This is a genomic window from Paenibacillus sp. F4 (assembly GCF_002894905.1).
In the GTDB taxonomy this organism is placed as follows: Bacteria; Bacillota; Bacilli; order Paenibacillales; family Paenibacillaceae; genus Paenibacillus; species Paenibacillus polymyxa_B.
This window is the reverse complement of sequence record NZ_POVS01000006.1, coordinates 533,742-555,347: the sequence shown is the minus strand read 5'-3', so window position 1 is coordinate 555,347 and position 21,606 is coordinate 533,742. Positions and strand designations below refer to the sequence as shown.

Annotated in this window: 20 protein-coding genes; 3 read left to right on the top strand and 17 right to left on the bottom strand. The window is 41.4% G+C overall.

Features of this window, described 5'->3' with window-relative positions; all coding sequences use genetic code 11:
- Positions 1 to 85 precede the first annotated feature (85 nt).
- Positions 86 to 1,135 (bottom strand): N-acetyl-gamma-glutamyl-phosphate reductase, encoded by a 1,050-nt coding sequence (gene argC / locus C1T21_RS05050; protein ID WP_069290524.1) that lies wholly within the window; start codon positions 1,133 to 1,135, stop codon positions 86 to 88.
- Positions 1,136 to 1,552: 417 nt separating this feature from the next.
- Here argC and C1T21_RS05045 point away from each other — a divergent pair, with 417 nt between their 5' ends.
- Positions 1,553 to 2,458, top strand: a complete 906-nt coding sequence (locus C1T21_RS05045; protein WP_103047451.1) for an SMP-30/gluconolactonase/LRE family protein — start codon at positions 1,553 to 1,555, stop codon at positions 2,456 to 2,458.
- A gap of 108 nt (positions 2,459 to 2,566) precedes the next feature.
- Here the strand turns inward: C1T21_RS05045 and C1T21_RS05040 are convergent, their stop codons facing one another.
- From C1T21_RS05040 to hpf, 5 genes are all read right to left on the bottom strand, one after another.
- Complete coding sequence (locus C1T21_RS05040) at positions 2,567 to 3,466, bottom strand: YitT family protein (protein ID WP_023990638.1); 900 nt, start codon at positions 3,464 to 3,466, stop codon at positions 2,567 to 2,569.
- A gap of 97 nt (positions 3,467 to 3,563) precedes the next feature.
- Positions 3,564 to 4,677, bottom strand: a protein-coding gene (gene prfB, locus C1T21_RS05035; RefSeq protein WP_103047450.1) for a peptide chain release factor 2 whose coding sequence is annotated in 2 segments (ribosomal slippage) — positions 3,564 to 4,604 and positions 4,606 to 4,677 — 1,113 coding nt in all. Because the reading frame shifts where the segments join, the coding sequence is not laid out codon by codon here.
- Positions 4,678 to 4,828: 151 nt separating this feature from the next.
- The gene (locus C1T21_RS27750) at positions 4,829 to 4,963 is read right to left on the bottom strand and encodes a hypothetical protein (protein ID WP_258012365.1); all 135 of its coding nucleotides are present in this window, start codon (positions 4,961 to 4,963) and stop codon (positions 4,829 to 4,831) included.
- Positions 4,964 to 5,189: 226 nt separating this feature from the next.
- A complete protein-coding gene (gene secA, locus C1T21_RS05030; protein WP_069290528.1) occupies positions 5,190 to 7,640 on the bottom strand; it encodes a preprotein translocase subunit SecA in 2,451 nt (816 codons plus the stop codon).
- A gap of 412 nt (positions 7,641 to 8,052) precedes the next feature.
- Positions 8,053 to 8,613: a ribosome hibernation-promoting factor, HPF/YfiA family gene (hpf, locus tag C1T21_RS05025; RefSeq protein WP_013312261.1), complete on the bottom strand. Its 561-nt coding sequence runs from the start codon at positions 8,611 to 8,613 to the stop codon at positions 8,053 to 8,055.
- 433 nt (positions 8,614 to 9,046) lie between these two features.
- On the opposite strand from hpf, the gene C1T21_RS27745 reads away from it, so the two are divergent.
- Both C1T21_RS27745 and C1T21_RS05020 read left to right on the top strand, forming a co-directional pair.
- A complete protein-coding gene (locus tag C1T21_RS27745; RefSeq protein ID WP_258012364.1) occupies positions 9,047 to 9,886 on the top strand; it encodes a hypothetical protein in 840 nt (279 codons plus the stop codon).
- A 77-nt stretch (positions 9,887 to 9,963) separates the two neighbouring features.
- Positions 9,964 to 11,478 (top strand): COG1361 S-layer family protein, encoded by a 1,515-nt coding sequence (locus C1T21_RS05020; RefSeq protein WP_258012363.1) that lies wholly within the window; start codon positions 9,964 to 9,966, stop codon positions 11,476 to 11,478.
- Positions 11,479 to 11,637: 159 nt separating this feature from the next.
- Here the strand turns inward: C1T21_RS05020 and C1T21_RS05015 are convergent, their stop codons facing one another.
- The 11 genes from C1T21_RS05015 to C1T21_RS04965 all read right to left on the bottom strand — a co-directional run bounded on the left by C1T21_RS05015 (position 11,638) and on the right by C1T21_RS04965 (position 21,606).
- Entirely contained in the window at positions 11,638 to 11,835 is a 198-nt protein-coding gene (locus C1T21_RS05015) for a cold shock domain-containing protein (RefSeq protein ID WP_013312263.1), read from the bottom strand.
- Positions 11,836 to 12,332: 497 nt separating this feature from the next.
- Positions 12,333 to 13,397, bottom strand: a complete 1,065-nt coding sequence (locus C1T21_RS05010) for a tetratricopeptide repeat-containing glycosyltransferase family 2 protein (RefSeq protein ID WP_258012362.1) — start codon at positions 13,395 to 13,397, stop codon at positions 12,333 to 12,335.
- Positions 13,398 to 13,406: 9 nt separating this feature from the next.
- Entirely contained in the window at positions 13,407 to 15,194 is a 1,788-nt protein-coding gene (locus C1T21_RS05005) for a glycosyltransferase (RefSeq protein WP_103047449.1), read from the bottom strand.
- Positions 15,195 to 15,823: 629 nt separating this feature from the next.
- Entirely contained in the window at positions 15,824 to 16,477 is a 654-nt protein-coding gene (locus C1T21_RS05000) for an LbetaH domain-containing protein (RefSeq protein ID WP_103047448.1), read from the bottom strand.
- On the bottom strand, positions 16,468 to 17,235 hold the full coding sequence (locus C1T21_RS04995; RefSeq protein ID WP_180984550.1) for an SDR family NAD(P)-dependent oxidoreductase: 768 nt from the start codon (positions 17,233 to 17,235) through the stop codon (positions 16,468 to 16,470). The genes C1T21_RS05000 and C1T21_RS04995 overlap by 10 nt, the downstream gene beginning before the upstream one ends.
- 50 nt (positions 17,236 to 17,285) lie before the next feature.
- Entirely contained in the window at positions 17,286 to 17,597 is a 312-nt protein-coding gene (locus C1T21_RS04990) for a 3-oxoacyl-[acyl-carrier-protein] synthase III C-terminal domain-containing protein (RefSeq protein WP_103047446.1), read from the bottom strand.
- A gap of 165 nt (positions 17,598 to 17,762) precedes the next feature.
- Positions 17,763 to 17,888: a hypothetical protein gene (locus tag C1T21_RS28405; protein ID WP_374703715.1), complete on the bottom strand. Its 126-nt coding sequence runs from the start codon at positions 17,886 to 17,888 to the stop codon at positions 17,763 to 17,765.
- A gap of 256 nt (positions 17,889 to 18,144) precedes the next feature.
- Positions 18,145 to 18,384, bottom strand: coding sequence for a hypothetical protein (locus tag C1T21_RS04980; protein ID WP_103047444.1), 240 nt, complete (start codon positions 18,382 to 18,384; stop codon positions 18,145 to 18,147).
- Positions 18,377 to 19,399, bottom strand: coding sequence for a 3-oxoacyl-ACP synthase III family protein (locus tag C1T21_RS04975; RefSeq protein ID WP_103047443.1), 1,023 nt, complete (start codon positions 19,397 to 19,399; stop codon positions 18,377 to 18,379). The genes C1T21_RS04980 and C1T21_RS04975 overlap by 8 nt, the downstream gene beginning before the upstream one ends.
- Positions 19,400 to 19,418: 19 nt before the next feature.
- Positions 19,419 to 20,465 carry a glycosyltransferase gene (locus C1T21_RS04970; protein ID WP_103047442.1) on the bottom strand — a complete coding sequence of 349 codons (1,047 nt, stop codon included), beginning with the start codon at positions 20,463 to 20,465 and terminating at the stop codon, positions 19,419 to 19,421.
- Complete coding sequence (locus C1T21_RS04965) at positions 20,455 to 21,606, bottom strand: DegT/DnrJ/EryC1/StrS family aminotransferase (RefSeq protein ID WP_103047441.1); 1,152 nt, start codon at positions 21,604 to 21,606, stop codon at positions 20,455 to 20,457. Before C1T21_RS04965 ends, C1T21_RS04970 begins: the two co-directional genes overlap by 11 nt.

Here is a 21,606-nt window from a genome sequence, read left to right as displayed (position 1 = left end):
GCAACATATCCGATAAATGACAGCTGCCTGTATTCGAAATTCCGCTCGCTGACGTTTCCTGCATCTTGTTGCGGTTACTTGCTACTTACGGATATACCGGTATGAAGCCCAGCCCGAGGTTCTCCTCCCATCCCATCATCAAATTTAAATTCTGAATCGCCTGTCCAGCGGCACCCTTCACAACATTATCAATGACAGAAATAATCGTAAGGCGCCCGGTTCGAGCATCTGCTGCAAAACCGATGTCGCAGTAATTCGAACCCAATACTTCCTTCGTTGCTGGCCATATACCTTCGCCACGTACACGGACAAAGGGATGCCCTTTATAATAATCCCGGTATAACCCGATAAGATCCTGATCTGTATGGTCACCCTTCAGCGTGACATAAATTGTACTCATAATTCCTCGGGTCATGGGAACAAGTTGTGTCGTAAACGTAATCGTAACGTCCTCGCCCGCAATATCACCCAGTACCTGTTCGATCTCAGGGATATGCTGGTGCTTATTCACCTTATAAGCCTTAAAATTTTCGTTCATTTCCGCATAATGCGAAACGAGGCTTGTTCCCCTACCCGAGCCGGATACCCCGGATTTGGCATCTACAATCAGCGACCGATGGTCAATCCAATCCGCTTTCAGCGCAGGAATAATACCCAGCAATGTTGCGGTCGGATAACAGCCTGGATTAGAAATAAAAGAAACGCCCGCCAGCTTTTCTGCATACACCTCACTGAGTCCGTATACCGCTTGCTTAAGATACTCGGGTGAAGCCGCAGGCTTTTTATACCATGCTTCATACGTTTCCCCGCTTCGAAGCCTGAAGTCCCCGGAAAGGTCAATGACCTTCAGTCCGGCATCAAGAAGCTGCGGCACTAACTTGGTACTAACGCCCGATGGCGTAGCAGTGAAAACCAGATCGGCCTTGGCAGCAATTTCGTGGACTTCGACACCGTCCAAATCCTGCACCACAATGTCCGTCAGATGTGGAAACCCGTCACTGATTGGGACACCCGCGCTGGATGAAGAAATAACAGATACAATCTCTACTTGCGGATGATGAACCAAAAAACGAATCAGCTCCACCCCGCCATACCCGGTGGAACCGACAATTGCCACTTTTAACTTGCTGCTCACAGACCTTCCTCCATTCCGTTCCTATGAAATATGTATTATTATACGACTCTATTCATATAAATACAACACCTCATGTCATGTTATTCCTCCAAATTTAAAATATGCGCTCTTACCTATTCTTTTGACGGGTAGGCTGTACAGGCTATAATAAAGGAAATAAAAAAATAGACAGAGGGCCTCTTGAATACAGTCTGCCGTTTTGCATAAAGAAAAGGGTGATATTCCCTTTAAATTATTTCACATATTGGTATTCATCTCGATTGGTCATTTGCTACACTTTATGAACTTGTTGAACATGAAGGGAGTACACGTAGCACTACACACAAGAGCAAATCACATGGGCTGCATCTAGTGAATCTGCGCAGAGGAGCCGCTGAAGCGGATAATTGGGGTCGAAAATAAACCAAAACGTTAGGAGTGCTACACATCGAAACATATACAGCGAATATCGTTATAGATGCAAAAGCAAAGTTAGGCGAGGGTCCCAGCTGGGATCAGCGGTTTCAACGTTTGTTTTGGGTCGATATTGAAGGCTTTCAATTGCATATCTACGATCCTTCTACGTGCACAGATCGTACAATAGAGGTTGGTGAACATATTGGTGCAGTTGTACCTTATCTCAAAAATAAAGTGATCGTAGCGCTGATTAGTGGTCTATATTGTTTGGATATTGAGACAGGGGCCAAAGTATTGATCCATGATCCTGAGGAGAGCAGACTAGGTAATCGTTTTAATGATGGAAAATGCGATCCTGCAGGACGTTTTTTAGCAGGAACAATGAGCCTAAATGGCGAACAGGCGCAAGGAGCATTGTATAGTCTGAGCACTAAAGGCCATGTCTCCTTACTGGTTGATAAAGCTTCCATATCTAATGGATTAGCCTGGAGCGCAGATCATCGTACAATGTATTACATTGATACTCCAACATTGGAGGTCGTCTCCTTCGATTACGATGTGGCACAAGGCACGATTAGGAATAAGCAACTGGTGGCTAGATTGGATGAAAGTGAAGGGTATCCAGATGGCATGACAATCGATGCAGAGGGCATGTTGTGGATCGCGAGATGGGGCGGTAAACGTGTCTCCCGTATCCATCCTACTCATGGAGAAGTGATTGCTGAGGTGTCACTCCCCGTCAATTGTGTGACTTCGTGCGCTTTTGGCGGTGAACATCTGGATGAGTTATATATTACGACTGCTCAAGATGATGATAGTGCCGATCAACCATTAGCAGGCGGTCTATTCATGGTGAAAACAGGCGTAAAAGGGACGCCAACCTCGTATTTTAATCAAGGACAAACGGCAAATTGGCTTGACGATTAGTAAAAGGAATCTAGTAAAGCCATTCTGAAGAGAGAGGAGCCCACTATATTAGTGGGCTCTCCTGCATGGATTCAGTTAAGAGCATGCCTCCAGAAGGCCCTCTTTGTTTCAGCTTTCCTTCTTAAACCCTTCTCCCAATACCTCACGAGTATTACTAATAATCACAAAGGCTTCTGGGTCTACCAAACGGACGAGCGTTTTAAGGCGAGTTACCTCGTTTTGTCCGACCACAACCATAAGCACAGGACGTTCTTCGTTCGTGTAACCGCCCCGTCCCGCCAGCTCTGTCAATCCCCGGTCCAAATCCTGCAAAATAGCCTGCGTGATCGTTTCTTTCTGATTGGATATGATGTAAGCCACTTTGGAGTAGCTCAGTCCCATTTCCACGGCATCAATGACCTTGCCTGTTACAAACAAGCCGATCAATGCATACAGCGCCCGTTCCGGCGAGAGGGCGAAGCCAGCCAGTGTAATCACCGTGCCATCCATCAACATGACACAGAGAGAAAGACTAAAACCCGTATACTTTTGAATAATCTGCGCCAAAATAGCCAGTCCACCCGTCGAGCCCCTGCCCCGAAACACGGTACCCAAACCCAACCCTACTCCGATTCCACCATATAGCGAAGCCAGCAACGGATTTGTTGTCGGTACTGCCCAGTCCTTCGTCACATAAACGAACAGCGGAAGCATAATACTTCCCAGCAGAGAACGCAAACCGTATTTTTTCCCTAACAGCAGTACCCCTGCGATAAATAACGGAATATTCATTCCCCACTGCGTATAGGCGGGTTCCAGACCAAACAGGTCCTCGCCCAAGATTGACAAGCCCGATACCCCCCCGGATGCAATCCGGTTTGGGAGCAAGAACATGTTAAAGGTCAGCGCTGTAATGAAAGAGCCGAGTATAATCAGCAAAATATCGGTCACGTTGCGTGCGGGTCCGCTGGCGGCAATCAGAGGCTTGCGTCGTCTTCGGCGGGCAGCGGGAGGATTCAATTGAGACATCATTCGTGTTCTCCTTTAGTTAAAAAATACCGTTACACAAAAATTCCTACAGTCCGCAGGCACATGGTCTGCGGACTGTAGGAAAACGTACAGGCTATTATTCTGCGTCCAGCTTAATTTGGCTGCGCAGGTAACCATCGATGAATGGATCGAGATCGCCATCCATGACAGCTCCTACGTTGCCAGTCTCCACGCTAGTACGGTGATCCTTAACCATGCTGTATGGATGGAACACGTAGGAGCGAATTTGGCTGCCCCATGCAATATCAGACTGTTCTCCGCGGATTTCGTCCAAATGCTGACGCTGCTCTTCGATCTTACGCTCATAGAGCTTGGAACGGAGCATCGTCATGGCACGCTCTCGGTTCTTGATCTGGGAACGTTCATTTTGACAGGTCACGACAATACCGGAAGGTAAATGCGTAATCCGAACGGCTGAATCGGTCGTATTAATATGCTGACCGCCCGCACCACTGGCCCGGTACGTATCAATTTTAAGATCTTCCGTGCGGATCTCAACGTCCACATCATCTGCAATTTCAGGCACCACATCACAGGATACGAACGATGTATGCCGACGGCCGGAGGAATCAAATGGAGAGATACGAACAAGCCGATGCACGCCTTTCTCCGCTTTCAGATAACCGTACGCATTATAACCTTTGATCAATAGGGTTACGCTCTTAATCCCTGCTTCATCACCCGCTAGATAATCCAGGGTCTCTACCTTAAAGCCCCGTTTTTCAGCCCAGCGTGTATACATCCGTAGCAACATTTGTCCCCAGTCTTGGGACTCCGTTCCGCCTGCTCCCGGATGCAACTCCAGAATGGCATTAAGTTTGTCATACGGCTGATTCAAAAGCAATTGCAATTCAAACTCCTGAAGCTTGCTCAGCAGAGAAGTGACACTGTTCTCGATCTCTCCAGCCAGTGTTTCATCGCCCTCCTCATCAGCCAGCTCAGCCATCATACCAGCGTCTTCATATTCCTGACGAAGCTGTTCATAGCTGTCTACTGATGACTTAACAGCGTTCATTTCTGCAATTACACCTTGAGCCTTATCATTATCATCCCAAAAGTCAGGTGCAGCCATCTTTACTTCAAAGTTTGCGATCATTTCCTGTTTGAGATCTAAGTCAAAGAGACCCCCTAAGGTTTGTTAGTTTCTTGCCTATTTCTCGCAAATCATGCTTTACACTTGGATCAATCATGATGTCATTCTCCTTTTAATATATGGTTAGGGGGAGTAAAAGCGTTGTGAGTTACGGCTGGTGGGTAGGCGCTGCGCGAATGATTTGATCTTACGATCGCTGTTGCAGCGAGATGCCCTTGATTGGAATAACACATTCAAAGGTGGGCATCTCACTGCAAAGGCGAACGCTGACGCTTCTCCAGATTCAAATCCTCCGCTTCGCTACCAACCGCCGTAAAGTCAAACGACTTATAGATAATCGGCTCAGGTATGTGAGCCGAGTCAAGAGCTGAATTAACTGACAAGCAAGCTAAGACCCGCTTGTTTGTCATAATTATAGAAACAGGGACAATCTTATCAAGAAAAAAATATTCAAACTGACCCTCAGACAGAAGAACTATAAGTTGAACACATCAGTCTCACCCCTGTATGGCACAAAATGGCCGACGGTCAGTGGTTGAACTGCCGCCTGCCATTATATGCACTGCAGGGAATAGTGTAGCTCAAGATCTCTCCCTTAATTTTAATCCGTTATTTTCTACGCGGACGCGAAGGAGCGGATTTCTTTTTAGGAGCCGCAGGTTCGCCACTCGTCGAGATTTTGTCTTCGTCGATGACAGCCTGACGCTCTTGATTGGATTCAATTTGTGCTTTCATGATGTATGTCGCTACTTCCTCTTGGATGCTAGCAATCATAGCATGGAACATTTCGAAGCCTTCAAATTGATATTCGCGCAGCGGATCGGTACCGCCGTAAGCACGCAAGTGAATACCTTGACGCAATTGATCCATAGCATCAATATGGTCCATCCATTTGCTATCGACTGCACGCAGTACGATAACTTTCTCGAACTCGCGTACCATATCTTCGCCAATCATTTCTTCACGGCTGTGGTATCTGTTGGTAACTTTTTCGAAGATCATATCCACGATCTCCTCTTTTTCCTTGCCCCACAGGTCGTCACGCGTAAGTGTATTTTCCTCAAGCAGGTTGTTATTCACATACTCTGCTACTTCTTCAAGCTCCCAGTTTTCAGGAATGTCATCACCGCAATGAGCTTCCACCACACGCTCAATGACAGGCTTGATCATGTCAAACACAATTTCCTTGATGTTCTCTGATTCCAGCACCTCACGGCGTTGTTTGTAAATAATAGCACGCTGTTGGTTCATTACATCATCATACTGGAGAACAACTTTACGCTGATCAAAGTTGTTGCCTTCGACGCGTTTTTGAGCTGATTCGATAGCACGTGTAATCATGCGACTTTCGATGGGTTGGTCTTCCTCGAAGCCCAAGCGCTCCATCATATTCAGTACGTTGTCCGCACCAAAACGCTTCATTAACTCATCGCCCAGCGATAAGTAAAACTGCGTGGAGCCTGGATCACCCTGACGTCCTGCACGTCCGCGAAGCTGATTATCAATACGACGGGATTCATGACGTTCTGTACCGATAATGTGCAAACCACCAAGTTCTGATACGCCTTCGCCCAATACGATGTCAGTACCGCGTCCAGCCATGTTGGTAGCGATGGTTACTGCGCCAGCTTCACCTGCACGGGAAATAATCTCAGCTTCCTCAGCATGATACTTAGCGTTAAGCACTTTATGACGAACGCCTTTGCGTTTCAGCATTTCAGAAAGAAGCTCCGAGTTTTCAATAGAAACCGTACCTACTAATATCGGCTGGTTCTTTTTGTTACGCTCCAGGATTTCATCTACCACTGCATGGAATTTACCTTTCACGCTCTTGTACACTACGTCAGGCATATCCACACGCTGGTTGGGGCGATTCGTCGGAATTTGGAGCACTTCCAGACCATATATTTTTTTGAATTCTTCTTCTTCTGTTTTCGCTGTACCCGTCATACCCGCCAATTTGCGGTACATACGGAAATAGTTTTGGAATGTAATCGTCGCTAGCGTCATGCTTTCATTTTGTACAATGATGTTTTCCTTCGCTTCAATGGCTTGATGCAAACCATCACTATAACGGCGTCCAGCCATCAGACGACCTGTAAACTCATCGACAATCAGAACCTCACCGTCAGCTACGACATAATCCACATCCAAACGCATAATAGCGTTAGCCTTCAATGCCTGTACAATGTGGTGATTGATTGTAACACTTTCCTGGTCGTACAGGTTTTCGAGACCAAAGAAATTTTCAGCTTTGGATACGCCGTTTTCGGTCAAAGCAACCGACTTCACCTTAATATCCAGCGTGTAATCTTCTTCAACATTCAGGCTCTTCACAAAACGGTCGGCCGCGAAATACAGCTCTGTCGATTTCTGAGCTTGTCCTGAAATAATCAATGGTGTACGAGCTTCATCGACGAGAATGGAATCGACCTCATCAATGATACAGAAGTACAACGGACGTTGTACCATCTGTTCTTTGTAAAGCACCATATTATCGCGCAGATAATCGAACCCGAACTCATTGTTTGTACCGTACGTGATGTCACAAGCATACGCTTCCTGCTTGGCGGCATGATCCATATTGGCCAAATTCAGCCCTACGGACATTCCCAGGAAGTTATAAATCTGTCCCATTTCTCCGCTGTCACGTTGCGCCAAATAGTCATTGACCGTAACCACGTGCACGCCTTTGCCCAACAGAGCATTCAAATAAACCGGCAGTGTCCCTACCAGTGTTTTACCTTCACCGGTTTTCATTTCGGCAATTTTACCTTCATGCAGCGCAATACCGCCGAGCAACTGTACGTCATAATGACGTTTACCCAGCACCCGTTTGGACGCTTCACGAACAGTTGCAAAAGCTTCCGGCAAAATTTCTTCAGCCGTAGTCCCTTGTTCGACCCGAGCTTTAAATTCCTCCGTCTTCGCTTGCAACTCCTCATCCGAGAGCTTTTCGAAATCCGGCTCTATCTTATTGATCAGTTCAACCGTCTTCATTAAACGCTTGACATCACGTTCATTGGTATCTCCGAAGATTTTCTTAACAATTCCTAGCATGGTTTACCCCTTTCACGCAAAACAATTAATAGAATCAATTTCACAATAAGAAAGGGTCCATGATGAAATTGATTCCCGATATGTTTGACAGGCCCGGCTGTACCAGCCCATCGTGCGATGTTCTTTGCATAAATTGTAACAGTTTGTAGGACATGCCGCAACACAAGCAGCCTCCAGATTTGCATCCGGTTAAAGATACCAAAACAATTGACGCACGAAATACACAACTTGGTTACACTTATCCAAGTTTAATTTTCCTTACATTTACAAAAAAACATATAAAAGAGCCCTATCCCGCCAGGTTCGCAAGGATAAGGCTCGTGTTGTTTTCATTTTCCTAATATCCATGAAGCATGCTTCAATCGAAATCGTTCTATTCATTTTAAAATGTGAAAAGTCCCTACTTCACAGGCTATTCCCGTTCGATCAGACCGTATTTACCATCATTGCGCTTGTAAACTACGTTAACTTCTTCGTTGTCAATATTGGAAAATACAAAGAAATTATGTCCAACCATGTTCATTTGAAGAATAGCTTCTTCCACATCCATAGGTTTCAATAAGAAACGCTTGGTGCGGACGACTTCCAGCTCATCCAGTTCTACATCCTCATCTTCAGCAACAGCCACGCCACCTGCCGGATCTTCCACAAAAAGGGTTTTCAAACTGCCTTCCTGACGGAATTTTCGGTTTAGCTTGGTTTTATGCTTGCGAATTTGCCGTTCAAGCTTGTCTACCACGGCATCAATGGATGCATACATGTCATCGCTCTCGTCTTCGGCACGGAGTACAAGCCCCGGCAAAGGAATGGTTACTTCTACAGTGTGCAAATCTCTGGTTGTGCTTAACGTTACACTTCCATCAGACGTCGGGGGTGCATCGAAATACTTTTCAAGTCTGCTGAATTTCTTATCAACGTAGTCCTTCAAAGCGTCGGTAACCTCGATCTGTTGACCTCGTACTGTTAAGTTCATAGGGCACGCCTCCTTTGCCCCTTCATTATAGCACATATGTTAACGCCAAGTAAAAAAGAGCCCAACATTTCGAAGCTATTTTACAAAGTTCTTCTTTTTTCGATAAAACGCTTCCGATAACGTCATTCTTTGAAAACAGGTCTGTTTAAAATCGACTTGCATACATATGTGAATAATGAGTGCATATACGAATATTGCTCCGCTGACGTCATGACAAACAACTATTTTGGGCTTCATGCTAAGCGATTTTTATCGAAAAAGGGGGTGCCCCTTTCCCGCTGGACAGGTACATGGACTTGTACGGTATGCAAGGCCTGGTTACAACGCAGGCAATTTATACGAAAGGATTATTACACCCAGCCTAGCTGGCTCTTCCTACACGGAGATCCCAAGATAACGGATTTGGAAGAGATAGAAAGTAGGAAGCTAATCCATGGCTTTTATTCAGCGTTACGTAACGAACCAGACGGGGGCTGTCACCTTTATAGGGAATACACTTGGGCTGGCACGCTCTAATTCAGTAGGAGTGCCGGGAACAGCAACCAGCATTGGCGCGTTCATTACAACCAATACAGCCTCTCGCTTCGGCACGTATCCATTCGGCACAACTTCTGCCTTTACCAGTAACTCATCGACAGCATTCCTTGTGCTTCCTGCGGGCAGTACGGTGCTGTACGCTGAGCTTATTTGGGGAGGGAGTTATGCCAACGGCAGTACCAATGTATTGTCCAGCGCCAGCAACCCGGTCACATTTCAGACACCTGCTTTATCTACTACGGTAAGTCCTGAATCTGCAACATCAGTCAACGTCACCTGTCTCAGTACCTATGTGAGAACAGCGAATGTCACAAATCTGGTCATTCAAGGCGGTGCAGGGGCATACACGGTCGGAAATGTGACGGGCACCATCACGGCTCCCGATTCCACCAACACCAACCATGCCGGCTGGACGCTGGCTGTGGTGTACAATAACCCATCTCTGCCCTTCCGTAACCTGTCGCTACGCGTTGGTGGTGAAGGGGTCAGTACCGCTACAGGCTCGGTCAATGTGGTGGTGAGTGGCTTTGCCACGCCCGTACAGGGGACTTTGCGCGGCAGGGCACTGATTAGCGCCCAAGAGGGTGACGTGGACATCACTGGTCTTCTCCGCGCTTGTCGTTCGTGCCTCCGAGTCTGGCACACTAGTGAATCAAGCTTCGCTGGCTTACTCCTACCAGCTGCCCGACGGACGAAGCACGAATCTGGTAACTGCTTCACCTTCTGTCTCGATTAAAGTAGCCCCTACTGCTAAAGGAGCCTTGTCAGCCGTGCTACGCACAACAGTGTCTACTGTCGCATTAGGGGAATGCTGTGCCTTATCAGCTGACTCTTGTTAACGATGGAGGCTCGGTCATTACCGATGTAGTATTAGCCGATTACGTACCGAATGGAACCATCATAAACCCGAATAGCTTGAGAATTAACGGTTCTCCACCTGCTGCTAGCAAGCCGGGGGAACCATTATTTATCGGCAGCTTACAGGCGGGACAGACAATGGATGTATCCTACAGCGTGAACGTTCAGTCTCTGCCTCTCGGAGGACGTCTAAACAATAGCGTACGGCTTCAATATGCTGGCAGTGACGGTGCGAGCGAGGTTACCAGCAACACCGTGACTATAACTGTTTTTGATCCACAGCTTGCCGCAAGTATCTCTACGGAAAATACGGAGGCCATCGCAGGAAAAAGCCTTACTTATACGGTACTGCTCAACAACTTTGGCAACGTAACATCCGAAGTTACACTGCAACATTTCATTCCTGCCGGGACTCTATTGATTCCTGACAGCATACAGTTGAATGGTCAGTCACTGTCGGGAGTCGATTCTGCTGTCGGTGTTAGCCTTGGGTCTGTGGAACCCGGACAGTCATTGACACTGACTTATCAAGTGACCGTATTAGAGACGCCTCCATCCGGCTACATCGTAAATCAAGCTGCCTTTGCCTACTCGTTTACGTTACCTGGAGGAAGAGTCGTATCGGGGACATTGAATACCAATACCGTTACGATCCCAGTTGTATTCCCACTGCTCGAATTAGTTAAAAAGGTGAGTACCACGGATGCCTCTGTAGGCGACACACTCACCTTCACCATACAGATTACTAACAAAGGGGGGATCACAGCGCAGTATCCGCTGTTCACAGACCCGTTGCCGCATGGACTCATTTATGTACCCAATAGCCTGACTATTCAAGAAAAAGCACAGCCAGGCGCTAATCTCGCTGCAGGTATCACGCTCCCGGATATTGCACCAGGGGAGACGCTCACCCTTACATTACAGGCACAAATCCGTGAAGCACCTGCAGATGGAACATTCAGCAACCAGGCCACCATCGAATATACCTCACGTCGTAGTGGAGGAGAGACCATTCAGGAAACCTCCCAGACCAACACCGTCGGCGTGACCGTTATTGCAGCCATCCCTAAACTTACGCTTAGCTCCAGCGCTTTGCGTGTCGGCCAAGAAGATACCCTGTCCTTTACCGTCCATGTGGAAAACATCGGAAACACCCCACTGGAAGAGCTCTTGCTCACTGCACCATTTGCAGCCGAAGATTTCATTTTGCTACGAACGGTCACCGTGAATTCTGTGCCACTTCCGCATCCTAACCTGCTCCAAGGTATTCCGTTAGGTCGGCTTGATCCAAACCACAAGGCAGTCATCGTATTCTCTTTCGACATCGAATCTGCGCTCCGCGCGTATCTGATCGCCCAGGTCATCCTGCGCTATCAATTCCGCTATCCAGACGGAAGCGTAGAGAAACAATCTGCCTCCTCCAATACCATTTTTGTGGAAATGGCTGACTTTGACGGTTCTCTAGAATAAATGTTCTATTGTGTTAAGCTCCTTACCACTGGGTAAGGGGCTTTTTTATGTAATTAGAAAACATAAAAAAGCCCTGGAATATATTCCAGGGCAGTTGCTAGCGCGTTATCCATTGCTAACCATCTTACCAATTATGTAGGTCGGCTATGCCGGGGATGATTATAATTTGGTTACGTTAGCGGCTTGTGGTCCACGTGCGCCTTCGACAATGTCGAACTCCACGTCTTGTCCTTCTTCAAGTGTTTTGAAGCCTTCTGTTTGAATTGCGGAAAAATGTACAAATACGTCGCCGCCGTCAGATGTTTCAATGAAACCATAACCTTTTTCTGCGTTAAACCATTTTACTTTACCTTGCATGCACTAACATTCCCTTCGTCATCAAATGAAGTGAAGCTCTCGCCCACATTTCCGACTATACCACCCAAAGTTATCCATTGTCAATTGGAATTGATAATGTTTTCATGTATAGTTATTCCATATAGTAAAAGTGGATAAGCATTGAGTAGTTCCTTGTATTCAAAACACAATTCACTTGTTACTGTTTAATTAACCTGTTTCTTTTATAATGAAGCAGGAAAATATTTTTTGTATACGAATTCTCAACATATGTTTTTCAAATCAAGTTAGATCAACCATTTTTCAAAAACCAGAATTTAGTTTAAATTATGACTCAATCTAAACTTTTATACGAGTAGGCGTTCTTCAACTATGGCATTGATCCACTAGAGCAACCTCTTGTTCGGAAACGTAGACCCGATTTGCGGACTGTTGTATGCTAGGGAAACCAATAAACTTACCTTATCTTTTTAATTCTAGTTTAATCTCTATTTTTGGTTTTAGGAACAATTTCCCTATTAAATGTTCTTTAGACGAAATAAAGAAGGAGGGTAGTTATATTCCGCGGCCTCTAGATAGTGCTTTCTTGCTCTTGTAATATCTCCCGTGGTTTCATAAAAAACACCTAAATTATGGTGTGCAGCAAAACTTCCAGTCCCAATTACACTTCCTTCTGCACCCGTTTCTCCAATATCTAAGGCTCTTAAATAGAATTTTTCAATGAATGGAATCAAATGCATGTAATCTCTGGGTTCTTCAGAGATTAACTCTAATAGAAAAAGTGCAGAAACAAAATGGAAATCGGGATAATCCCAAAGAAAATTCTGTTCTTTTTCAATAATATGCAGGCCTTCCATTAAGTGCCCAGAGGCAATAATTGCATACAAAAAATTTACTACTATACTTGGAGCGTAGTTTTCATTTCGAGTCATTAAGGAATATGCACGCCTTAAATAGATATAAGCCTGCTCATGATTCTTTAAGCCACGATATTCCTTAGCAATTTGATATTGATAGTAAGGATCATTTGGATTATCATCTATTATTTGCAGCAATATAGGTATGTTTCTATCACTTTTAGTCTGATCGACGTAACCATCATGTTTGATTTCAACATCAATAATAACACGAGGTAGGTTAGAACTAATTTGTTCATGAATTCTGCCCGTATATCTGCAAGTAGACGGAAACAACCTTGAAATATAAATTTGTTCGAAATTAAGTTCTTCATCATTTAAAAACATATCAATTCTTTTTATTTTTCCAATTGCTGAACTTGACATAATAAAATTGTGTATCGCTTCCCCGCATTCGTTAGATATATATTCATCCGCATCCAATACTAAATTCCAATCACCTGTTGACTTTTCTAAAGCGAAATTTCGAGCTGCTGCAAAATCATCTGTCCATTCATAATCAAAAATTTTCGCATTAAACTCCGAAGCTATTCGTTTGGTACTATCAGTTGATCCGGTATCAACAATAATAATCTCATCTACTAAATTTGCGACACTATCCAAACAACGCCCCAGCGTTTTAGACTCGTTTTTAACAATCATTACAAGTGAAATGGTTTTTTTCATATATTTACCTCAACTGTTGCTTGTTTTGTCTCCAAGATTCTTAATAATACTTTGTTGCAATCGGGAAACTTCAGAATCCTTCTCATCAATTAACATTAGGTAATCAAGCGCTTGTTTATCAGCTCCAATCATATGGAGAATTAAAGAATAATTGTATAAAGTATCATGATGTTTAGGATTGATCGTTAATGAAGCATTTAAAAGAGGAATTACATCATCATAAAGCTCATTTTCAAAAAAACACCTAGCCAGTACATTTAAAATATGCTGTCTATTTGTATCCATTCTAGTTACAGATTCTACAATACTCTCAGTATCAACTATTTTGTTTTTAAGATCAACTACAATCTGCATGGTAATTTCCGAATGATCATCTCCTTGACTTAACCTATTCAATAAGTCATTCAATCTCTGGCGGAATAAGTCATACTTGGAGACCCTGAATAAATATCTCATTGTTTTAAGATCTTCTGAGCTATGATTATTAGATATATTAGTTAATTCATTTATAAAAGCATGCCCCGCATCAGAAATATTAATATCATTAACAGCCATGTATTCGATTTGTCCAAACCTAGCTTTAATAAAAAGTTCTTTAGTCTCAACCAAGGTGAAAAATCTCTTATACGCTTTATCCAGAAGATTATTTTCACTATATAAAAGTTTTCCATTCAGTAAAGAATAAATAATACTATAGTGAGCTGCATTAGGGATACTCACCAGAATTTTACCAGTTGGTTTCAGGGCATTTCTTAATGAAGAAACAAGTTTCCAGGGGTTATCAAGTTCTTGCAAAATATCTCCAAGAATTATATAATCGAAGCTATCTGGCTCAAACATTTCATTCTCAACGTTAGCAACAGTTACATTAGCTATAGCTTTAGCTATAGACGCAGCTTCTTTATTTTTTTCTATTCCATATAATGAGGCGTTTGGATATTTATATTTCGCTCTCAATAGTGTAGCCCCACAGGCGCATCCTACATCTAATATTTTTATATTATTAAGATAATTAGGATCATCGATAAGTTGTACAAGGTCTTCTCTCGACTGTGTATGATAAGCTGTATGAAACCCCCATTTCCTCTCAAATTTCTCCCTATTTAAATTCCATAGTTGTTGTCTTTGTTCAGGCATATCACCGAAGGAAGTAGAGCCGAAATGATGAACAAATACATTACGACACACCAGTAGTTTATAACCAGCCTTCATAATCCGAAAAGAATAATCACTATCCTCACACATACCCGGACTAAAAGCTTCATCTAAAAGACCAACTTGATCAACAACTTCCCTCTTCATTAACATGCAGAAGCCAATTAGCTTCAATTTCTGTTCCCAATCCTGTTTTGCTGTGTAATTGTAAGAGTTACCGAATTCCCACATCTCATCTAATGTTGAGTATGAGGTTAGTATTTCTTGATCACCGTATGCACTATTCGTAACTGGACCTACAGCCCCCACGTCTTCTGAACTGTATAAACAATTTATCATTAGTGTTAACCAATTTTCCGTAACTATTACATCATTGTTTAGGAGAAGAATGCTATCTCCTGTTGCAAGTTCAATTCCTTGATTACATCCTTTTGGAAATCCTACATTTTCTTCATTAAAGATAGTAAGTATATCTTTTTGCTCAGCTAGCCATTCGCGTGTACCATCCGTTGATAGATTATCAACAACTACAAGTTGATAATTTTTTTTAGGGGTGTATTGACGAATACTATCTATACAAGCTTTTGTATACTCAAGTTTATTATAAGTCAAAATAATAATAGTTGTTTTATAACTCTGCATTGATTTACACCTTTCATTTGTAATCCTTTATTTTTTAAAATAGTCCTTTGCTCTAAGGGTGGTTATCATCGCATCAAACCAGATCCATAAGAACGTCGAGTTCAGTTACAAAATGGTATACAAGACAGGGTGGAAACTAGTTTAGGGCCTACATGCCTTAAGTAGGCCATTCGTCATCAAGATATGAAACAAATAAAGAATATCTCTTCGTTTTGTTTCACGGTCTGGCTAGAATCTCATCTATGACATTCAACTGAGAGGATCTAGCTCACCCACTCATCCTGTAAATTAACGTCCGCAATATATGCGGTTTCATCTAGGCTTTTTTGAACTCCAAAAAATTAGCTTGTCTAAAGTTTTGGCACTTTCTATCTGCTCAGATTTACGCACCTCATCCACCGTTCCCACTAACTATCTTCATAACATAGAACTATAAAATGTAATTTTTGCAAAGGAAACTGTTCTTCAACCCTTAAATAATTGTAGGAGACATCCAAAACAGATCTCCTGCATTTGCAAGTGGTATCTACCTTTTCTCTTACTGATATTTATAATATATTTATAAGTTTAAAATACTTTAGGGAAAGTAAAGGTTAACTTAAATTCCTTTTCCCCCAACAAATCAAGGATCATTTAATATAATATGCTGGATTTCCAAATACTGCTCGATTGGCTTGTACTTTCTTAAGAACCACGCTACCTGCTCCTACAGTTGCAAATTCTCCTATCCTGCTTTTAGGAAGGGTCCTTGCTCCGGATCCAATAAAACACCCTTTATCCAATTTAGAGAATCCAGTAATATCACAATGTGCACTAATGGTAACCCCATCTCCAATTTGTGCATCATGACCAATAGAAGATCCAATATTGATTATAACGTAGTTACCAACTTTTACGTTCACAGTTAATACAGAGTAAGGACATAATATGATCCCCGTACCAACTTTACATCCTATACCAACCTTACAAGTTGGATGAATTATATTGGTAAAAACCACATTTTTCTTGATCAGGCGATCCACTACGGAAAGCTTCCCTTTAGGATCTGCAACTGCACACACGCAAAGATCATTATGTTCAGGAATATAATCGTCTATTGTGGATATAATTGGAGAACTGATTCCGCACTTAATTATGTTTTCCAATGATACCGTCAATTCATCATTAATGAATACAACAGATTCCCAGTCCCTCTGTTCTGGATGTATATCCTTTGCCCATTGCCATACTTCTCTCCCAAAACTTCCTGCCCCTGCAATCACAAGCCTTTTTTTCAATGACATGTATAGCCCCCATCAATAGTAAGTACAGTCCCTGTTATCCACTTTGCTGCATCAGAAAGTAAATAAGCAACGCCATATGCTACATCCTTTGAGGTCCCAACACCCAGAGGATGATAATTTATGATATTTTTTTGCTGTTCTTCTGATAATAAGGAGAATAGCTTATCCGACATTTCCGACACAACAAATCCAGGAGCAACCGCATTTACTCGAGCATTATTCCTAGACATTTCAAGAGCAGCTGATTTAACAAACGAGTTTACTGCCCCCTTTGAAGAAGAATACCCTGATACACCAGACTGTCCAACCGAACCCATAACTGAACTAATAAAAACATAGGAGAAAGAACTATTGGATACCTTTTTACTTACCATAGATTGTAGAATAGCAACTCCAGAATAAAAGTTAATACGCATGATTTCCTCATAATGATCTAACTGATGCATCCGAAGAGGTATAACTTTTTGGATACCAGCAGCATGAACAGCACCATCCAGCTTGATCGAATTTGTAGATACCAAATCGGTTAACCAATCTTTAATTTTGTCGGTGCAATTTAAATCAAATGGTGCGATGATATGATTTTTATCAGAACTTAGTTTTAATTTTCTTTGTTCCAAAAGCTCTTGGTTTCTTCCAACTAATATCAGCCTAGCTCCTAGTTGGTCAAGTATCTCAGCAGTTTTACTACCAATTCCAGAAGATGCCCCAGTTACTAAAATAATTTTCCCATTTAAAGAATATGGATTATAACTCAAATTCATCACCGCTCACACATAAATTATAGACGTTTTCATATTTGCCACAGTCAAAGCAGATGCTCCTCATGAAAATCCAACACCAAAACCACATAGTAAAAGTTTTTTCTCTGTTTTAAAATAAAAAGATCACCGAATTCACTCAAGAGTAAAGGAATAGATGCCGAAGAGGTATTTCCGAATCTTTCAATATTCATTAGCATTTTTTCTGATTTGATACCGATTTTATTTCTCAGAAAATCTAGCATAAACCTATTTTCTTGGTGCATTAAATAGAAATCAACGTCATCATCGTGCCATCCTTGACGATTAAGTACTTCACTAAGCAAATCTGGTACTACCTTTGCAGTAAAATTAAACATTTCTGACCATTCATATATAATTCTTCAAGTGATCTTAAATTACCGTCTTGTTGAACTACACGTTGCCTAGTGATTTTATCAGATTTATTTCTGGATCCTCCAGCGGTTCCTCGTCCATCTGTTTCTAGTACAAAACATGATGTATTGCCTTATAACCATTGAATTCTAAGCAGTTGCCGATCCAGCATCTCCGAATAAAAGAGAGACTGAATGGTCGTAGGGAGAAATCACTTTGGATATAGTAACTCCAACCAAAAGTAGTGCTCTCTTGACACTTCCAGATTGAATCATTATGAAACTAAAAAAAACCATTTACATAACCGGAATAACCTAGTGAAACGTCAAAAGTAATACATCTTCTTAAGAGACCAAGTTTATTTTGAAAAACACAAGCTATAACAGGCAATAAATAATCTGGGGTCTGTGTAAATCAAAAAGTACATAGTCAGTATTTTGTGTATTTCCTTGAGGCTGAATTACTGAGAACCTCCAGTTAAATCAACTTTATTGTCGGTACAGCAGTACAAACCCGTGAATGGCCAAATTGCTATGCCTCTATCTTCTCTGCAACTAGGTTCATTAAATCTTGAACAGTAACACAATTATCTACTTGAGCAGGATTCAAGTTAATTGCAAGTTCCCTAACGGAAAATGCTAAAAAAGCAACTTTCGCTAACGAATCCCATTCATCAAGTTGATCTAATGTTGTTTCCGTAGAAAGACTCCCCTCATCATCAGGCATTATAACTTGTTCTTCTAATTGTTTTAAAAATTCTATTTTAGTCATTTTCAACATCCTCTCTTATATAATCAACCATAATTATATTACATGCCGCCCAAGAATAACCAACACCAAAACCGACTAGCATTAATTGGTCGCCAACTTTTATTTTCCCGTTAGAAAAATCTTCGTATATAGAGATAGGAATGCTTGATGAGACTGTATTGCCTATGTTTTCTAAGTTATATGAAAATTTTTCTAAAGGTATTTTTATTACTTTTCTTAATTTCTCAAGCATAAATCTATTTGCTTGATGAAAAACAAAATGATCGTAATCTTCTAATGTATTCCCTGATTTATCCAAAAGACTTCTAATGGTAGACGGTACTTCTCTTAAAGAGAAATTGAATACATCCGGTCCATTCATAAATAGATTTCTGCCTGATCTATAGTTACCGAACGAATCTCTTTCTTCAATATTGGATTTGCTTGTTATTGGGTCTCTCAGCCCCCCGGATTTAATAATTAAGTTATCCTTACCAGTTCCATCAGTGCCGAATACAAAAGGCCCTATTAACTCTTGGTCTGAATCCATACAAGAAACAAGTGTAGCGCTAGCTCCATCACCGAAAAGAACTTTGACGCTCCTATCTCTATTATTAATGTATTTACTATACGTGTCAGAAGTTATAAATAAAACATTATTTACAATACCAGATTCAATAAAAGATTTCGCAATTGATAGCCCATAAACATAACCAGAGCAACCTAAATTTATATCAAACGCAGCACATTCTTTAGGTAAGTTTAGACTTTCATGCAATAAACAAGCTGTAGTTGGAAGTATATAATCTGGTGATTGAGTACAGTAAATAAGCATATCTATCTGATTTCTCTCAATATCATTAGCATTAAAAAGTTTATTTGCAGCTTTTACTCCTAAATCTGATGCATACTCATTAGCTTTAGCTATATGCCTTTTAGCAATACCGATCTTAGCAGTTATAGTATCCTCTGGAGCGTTCGCCTCATAGTTTTCTGGGACATAATACTCTATCTTCTCTATATAAGCACGTCTCATGGTATCCCCCCATTAAATTTCAAAATATTATATTGAGCTTTTTCCTTACGTTTCCTTGAGCGTCCAATAAATTTTTCGTTTTAATAGCAGTTTTATATCCCTTCTCCTGAATTAAGGGGAACTCATTTCTAATCATATTTAAAGTTTGGACTAACATGTCTGGGTTTGCTTCATCAATTTTGAAGTAGTCCTCTCCAGCCTCTAATATTCTTTCATCATTTCTTGAATTAGTGCTCACTAGAATACATCCTGTCGCAATAGCCTCTGCCGCTGCTGTAGTAGGGAAACCATCCCATGCAAAAGTGTCTTGAGTACTACAGCTAACGAAAATATTGCATTTTTTATAGAGTTGTCTTAATTGGAGTGGATTTAAAGTACCATGAAAGGTATAGTTGTCATTTTTCAGGGTGTTCAATTCTTCACCCCAGTTTCCTACTATATGTAGATGAAAATTTTCATCTAACATATTAAATGCCTGTGCTAATGTCGGGAAATCTTTCCTAACGGCTCTGTCGGCGCAAAACACAATTTGTAAAGGAAGTTTTACTGGTTTTTTTTCCAACTTGTAAAACTGAGTATTAATTATACCCGGTATATACACGCTCTCAGAAAGAACATTGCTAACCTCGTTTATATTCGTAAATATCGTTTTGCATTTTTTTCCCGCAACTTCTATAAATTCCTTTGGTGTATTTGGGTCTAATCCCCCTCCTGGATACAAAGTTGTATGCAATTCAAGATTGTACTTATTTATAGCCTCTTTAATTGACCAAGATGAATTTGAGCCAGCTACACTCCCTTTAGGGGAAACGTTTTCCCCCAAAAGGCTTAGCGTTAAGTTTAGGAAGACACAATATATATCAGTTATTCCATGACTTTTAATAATATCCTCAAGATTTTCTATTGAGTATACTTTGGATGGAAAAGGGTCAGTATGAGGCTCCACAGCAAAAAACACAGTATCTGGTCTTTCCTTGGCAATATAAAAATTTTCCCAGTAACGAAATCCACTAAGCATCCAAGGAAATTTAGTGTCTATAACAGCAAGACGTCGTTTACGCTCCATATATTGATAATTCCTTTACCTTGCGGTCAACATTACTTAGTGCATGAACAACATAATCAATATCTTCTTCTTGTAGCTCTTCCCAAAGCGGCAAGTTAACAACTCGCGATGCTACATCCTCAGTAACATACAGGTCTGAGGATGGATGCTTTGAGAAAAAACTCTGCTGATGACAAGCTGGTGAAAAATACGTCCTCGCTTCAACGCCTAATTGGTTCAATAAATCAACAATAACAGCACCGCTGCATCCTTTGGGACAAAGTACGGAAACATTTTGGTGAGCTACTTCTCCCCTCGTTTGATGAACCTTCCATCCATTATCTAACAATCCACATTTCTTCATCTTTACAATATATTTTTCCTTTATATATTGCCTTATTATCTTTTTCTCTGGAAATACGCTTAAAGTAGCCAAGCCAATGGCTGCAGAATACTCTGACATTTTGCTATTTAATCCTATTTGGACTGTCTCCCTTGTGGTATCAAACCCAAAATTCCCTGCTTGCCTAACTTTTTTTATAAAAGATTTATTTTTGCTATAAACTAATCCGCCTTCTCCAATGCCAAATGATTTAGTAGCATGGAAACTATAGACTATTGGTCCACTAAATGTGCTCTCAATTCCTTCTCCCTTATAAGAAGACCCAAAACTCGCTGCAGCATCAATTACAACAGGCAATCCATTATCAATGAGATTCTGGTAATATGATAAATCAACAACAGTACCAAAAGTAGCATAGGGAACTATGATTGCTACTTCCTCACCTAGTTTTTCAATATGTTTTGCAAGTAATTTCTCATTTAAACACCAATCTTCTTCCCTGATATCAACAAAATATGGTTCAAGACCGCACCATAAGGCGGCCTGAGCAGTCGCTGAAAAAGTAAAGCTAGGCATAATTGCATAGCGACCCGAATCCTTTTTACTGAGCATTATTGAAGTCATTAAACCTATTGTTGCATTATTAACTGTTGTTACGTAACCAACCCCATTATAAAACTGGGATAATATTTTTTCTTCAAATACTGTGTTCAGTTTTCCATAATTACTGTAAATTCTAGAATCGTCTATTTGATTTAAGTAACTAATATATTCTTTATTTTTAACCAAATTTGGTTTCATAAAAGGAATACGCATCAT

Coding starts and splice junctions, on each gene's coding strand:
- C1T21_RS05040 (WP_023990638.1), bottom strand. CDS start 3,466: ATGTCTCAATTGAATCCTCCCGCTGCCCGCCGAAGACGACGCAAGCCT.
- secA (WP_069290528.1), bottom strand. CDS start 7,640: ATGCTAGGAATTGTTAAGAAAATCTTCGGAGATACCAATGAACGTGAT.
- hpf (WP_013312261.1), bottom strand. CDS start 8,613: ATGAACTTAACAGTACGAGGTCAACAGATCGAGGTTACCGACGCTTTG.
- C1T21_RS27745 (WP_258012364.1), top strand. CDS start 9,047: ATGGCTTTTATTCAGCGTTACGTAACGAACCAGACGGGGGCTGTCACC.
- C1T21_RS05015 (WP_013312263.1), bottom strand. CDS start 11,835: ATGCAAGGTAAAGTAAAATGGTTTAACGCAGAAAAAGGTTATGGTTTC.
- C1T21_RS05010 (WP_258012362.1), bottom strand. CDS start 13,397: ATGAAAAAAACCATTTCACTTGTAATGATTGTTAAAAACGAGTCTAAA.
- C1T21_RS05005 (WP_103047449.1), bottom strand. CDS start 15,194: ATGCAGAGTTATAAAACAACTATTATTATTTTGACTTATAATAAACTT.
- C1T21_RS05000 (WP_103047448.1), bottom strand. CDS start 16,477: ATGTCATTGAAAAAAAGGCTTGTGATTGCAGGGGCAGGAAGTTTTGGG.
- C1T21_RS04990 (WP_103047446.1), bottom strand. CDS start 17,597: ATGTTTAATTTTACTGCAAAGGTAGTACCAGATTTGCTTAGTGAAGTA.
- C1T21_RS28405 (WP_374703715.1), bottom strand. CDS start 17,888: ATGATTCAATCTGGAAGTGTCAAGAGAGCACTACTTTTGGTTGGAGTT.
- C1T21_RS04980 (WP_103047444.1), bottom strand. CDS start 18,384: ATGACTAAAATAGAATTTTTAAAACAATTAGAAGAACAAGTTATAATG.
- C1T21_RS04975 (WP_103047443.1), bottom strand. CDS start 19,399: ATGAGACGTGCTTATATAGAGAAGATAGAGTATTATGTCCCAGAAAAC.
- C1T21_RS04970 (WP_103047442.1), bottom strand. CDS start 20,465: ATGGAGCGTAAACGACGTCTTGCTGTTATAGACACTAAATTTCCTTGG.
- C1T21_RS04965 (WP_103047441.1), bottom strand. CDS start 21,606: ATGATGCGTATTCCTTTTATGAAACCAAATTTGGTTAAAAATAAAGAA.